Here is a 3423-nt window from a genome sequence, read left to right on the forward strand (position 1 = left end):
CCGTCGTCCTCCTCCGGCGGCTCGAGGATCTCGATCAGCCGCGCCACCCGCGCGCCCGGCAAATGGCGACCCTCATTGACCAGCGCCTCGTCGGCGCCGATCCAGGCGAAGGCCTCGCGCAGTTCTCCAAGGCTGGCGCCGGTCAGCGCGATGTCGGCGAGGACGGCCTCGTCCACCGGACCCAGCACTGAAATGATGTCGTCGCGTGTCATTGTCACCTCCGCGCCGGCCCGGCGCCGAAGGGCCCGGCCCTGGCGACGGAATCTGGGGCGCGAAATCGGATAGGCAATGGCAGAGCCGGGTTTGGCGCGGATTCGAAACGCGATCCTCGGCGAGCGGGCGTCAGGCGCCGGAATGTGGATCGATGCTGTAAGGATGGACGGGATAGTCGGGACCGATCGCGTCCCGCACCCGGCCGATCCACGCCGTCACGAACGGATAGTCCGCGAGCTTAAAGCCGCAATCCTCGGCGCGGTGGCTGTAGGCATAGACGGCGATGTCGGCAATGGTGAGAGTGTCACCGACAAGGAACGCTCCGTCGACGAGGCTGCGCTCCAGCGCCGCCAGCGTACGGGCGCCGGCTTCGCGCTTGCCCGAAACCATCGCCTGGTTGCGCTCGAGCCGCCCGGTCAGGATCCAGTAGCGCAGCGAGCCAATCACCGGCTCGACATAGTACTGCTCGAAGAACAGCCATTGCATCACCTTGGCGCGGAGAAGCCGGTCTGCCGGCAGATAGGATGTGCCCTCCGCGACGCAGACGAGGATCGCGTTGGACTCGGCGATCGCCTGCCCGTTCTCAACGGCGAGCACCGGCACGGCGCCGGCCGGGTTGAGCTTGAGGAAAGCCTCCGTGTGGCTCTCGCCCTCGAAAATCGAGACGACGCGGGTTTCGTAGGCGATGCCGAGCAAGCCGAGCAGAACCCTCACCTTCCAGCCATTCTGCGACGGCAGATAATCGTAGAGCGTGAGCATGGTGGTCCTTTCGTGCAATCGGGACCGGCTTCGCATAGCGCAGGGGTATGGTCCACCCGATCTATGCTAGGCCCCGAAGCGGCTCTGAACGGCCGCCGGCGATGTCTACGTGCGGACCGAAGAACTCAAAGAGCTCCTGCATCTGAGGCAGCATGTCCCATCCTCTGGTCGGCATGAGTGTCGTTTGTCCCCTCGTCGTCGGAAGCCGCCCTCATCCCCGCTTCTCGATATCGGCGGCCACGGCCATAGCTTCCAGGCCGATTTCGCGCAGCAGGCCGGTGACGGGATTGTGGAAGCCGACGAGGTAGAGGCCGAGTTCCGAGGAGCGGGCATTGACGCCGCTCTTCTGCGGCCTGAGCTCCGCCGGCAGGAAGTTGTCGTAGGCCGGGCGGTAGCCGGTGGCGAGGATGACGGCGTCGAATTCCTCCTGCCCGCCGTCGACGAAGGTGGCGCCGCGCTCGCCGAAGTGCTTGACGTCGGGTGCCACCTTGATCCGGCCGGCCTTGATCGCCGCCACGGTGCCGACATCGATGACCGGAATGCGGCCGGCGTCGATCTGCTTCAGGATGCCTTCCTTCGGCCTGACGATGCCGTATTTCTCGAGCTTGCCCAGCGCCAGGTCGAGGATGATTGGGAACATGCGGTCGTTGAGGCCCTGCGGCATCGGCCGGGTGGCGATGCCCACCATCTGGATCGGCACGCCGAACAGCTGGCGCGGCACGATGTGCACGCCCTTGCGCACCGAGAGCGTCGGGTGGGCGCCACTCTCGGCAAGGTCGAGCGCGATCTCGGCGCCGGTGTTGCCCATGCCGATGACCAGCACCGTCCTGCCGAAAAAAGGGGCCGCCTCGGTATAGTCGGCGCTGTGCAGCACCTTGCCCTTGAAGGTCTCGATCCCGGGAAAGCTGGGGACGATGGGCTCGGCATTGTTGCCGCTGGCGACGACGACATGGCGCGCCGTCAGCGCGTCGGATCCCGTCTCGACGCGGAAACCGTCCTTGTCGCGGCGGATGCTGTCGACCGTCACGCCGAAGCGCGGCCTGAGCTCGAAACGTTCGGCATAGGCGTCGAGATAGGCCACCACCTTCTCGCGCGGCACATAGCGCGGATGGTCGCTGGGGAACGGCACGAAGGGCAGCGAGGAGAAGGACTTCACCGTATGCAGATGCAGCCGCCGGTAGTGCCGCCGCCAGGCCGGCGCCACCTCCGAGGCCTTTTCAAGCATAAGGAAATCCACCCCCGCCCGGCGCAGGCAAGCGCCGACGGCAAGCCCGGCCGGCCCGGCGCCGACGATCACGACATTGGTATCCAAGCGGTTTCCTCCCCTCCCAGGTCATGGCAGGCTATGCCGGGAGGTGCAGGCTGGACAAGTGGGGTGCGGCGCTTCCCTTCTCCCCCTCAGCCCAGCCCCGCCAGCTTCGCCGCGTCGCGAATGGCGTTGACGGCGCCCGGGTTGGTCACGAGATAGCCCGAGATGAAACCCTCGACGGAAAAGTCGGGGAACTCGGCCGCGAGCCGCGCCACGAATCCGGCCGCCTCGGCGCTGTCGCCCGACGCCGCATGGGAGAGCGCCAGGAACATCAGCACATTGGGCGAGTCCGGCGTGCTTCTGCGCAAGGCCGCGATGGCTTCCCGGTGCCGGCCGGCGCAGAACAGGACGCGGCCCTGCATGCCGAAGTACCAGGGCGGAGCGAGCGGATTGAGGCGCATGGCGCGCTCGATGAGCGGGATCGCCTCGGCAGGATCGCCTGCGACCAGCGCCTTGCTGCCGGCAAGCAGCGCCAGCGTGTCGGCATGGTTGGGGCCACATTCGTAGGCCCTTTTGTAGGCACGCTCCGCGGCATCGAGGTCGCCGAGGCATCCCATGAGATCGCCGAAGCAGTTGCAGGCGCTGCTGTCGAAGGGATCGAGCCGGATCGCATTTTCGACCGCCGCGCGCCATTTCTCGATCGATGCCCGCGGATCGCGGCCAAAGCAGTTGCCGGCTTCGATCGAATAGGCGTAGGCGAGCTCGGTCCAGGCCCTGACCAGCGTCGGGTCGAGTTCCAGCGCGCGTGAAAACAGCCGGATCGCTTCCGCATTGCCGGCGCGGCTGAAGGTGTTGTGCTGCTCGACGCCAAGCAGATAGAGATCATAGGCGCGCAGGCTGGCCGGCGGCTTGCGGCGAACCGCGTTGCGCCCGATCGTGGCGATCGCTCCGAAACAGCCGGCGAGCACATTGATGACGCTTTCGGTCAGGCTGTCCTGCAGCGCGAAGATGTCCTCGACCGGACGGTCGTAGCGCTCGCTCCAAAGGCTGACGCCGTTCCTCGCATCGGCGAGCTCGATGGTCAGCCGAATGCGGGTGTCGTCGGCGCGCAGTTGGCCCGACAAGATATAGGCGGCGCCCAGCGCCTTGCCGTCGGCCACGAAATCGGCGGGCTTGCTGCCCAGCGATTTCATGGTGTGGAA

4 protein-coding genes are annotated in these 3423 nt (G+C 66.6%); all 4 read right to left on the bottom strand.

The window, feature by feature from the left end; genetic code table 11:
• On the bottom strand, positions 1-212 hold a 212-nt coding region (locus tag EN738_RS32510; RefSeq protein ID WP_127287140.1), incomplete at its 3' end, for a hypothetical protein.
• Between the two features lie 130 nt (positions 213-342).
• Positions 343-972 carry a glutathione S-transferase family protein gene (locus EN738_RS32515; RefSeq protein WP_127287141.1) on the bottom strand — a complete coding sequence of 210 codons (630 nt, stop codon included), beginning with the start codon at positions 970-972 and terminating at the stop codon, positions 343-345.
• A gap of 211 nt (positions 973-1183) precedes the next feature.
• Entirely contained in the window at positions 1184-2284 is a 1101-nt protein-coding gene (locus tag EN738_RS32520; protein WP_127287142.1) for an NAD(P)/FAD-dependent oxidoreductase, read from the bottom strand.
• Positions 2285-2370: 86 nt separating this feature from the next.
• Positions 2371-3423, bottom strand: a 1053-nt coding sequence (locus tag EN738_RS32525) for a tetratricopeptide repeat protein (RefSeq protein WP_127287143.1), incomplete at its 5' end; no start/stop codon positions are given.

It is taken from the genome of Mesorhizobium sp. M4B.F.Ca.ET.017.02.2.1 (assembly GCF_003998955.1).
Lineage (GTDB): Bacteria > Pseudomonadota > Alphaproteobacteria > Rhizobiales > Rhizobiaceae > Mesorhizobium > Mesorhizobium abyssinicae.

Excerpts from the sequence above, each read along its gene's own strand:
- EN738_RS32515 (WP_127287141.1), bottom strand. The coding sequence starts at position 972 with ATGCTCACGCTCTACGATTATCTGCCGTCGCAGAATGGCTGGAAGGTG.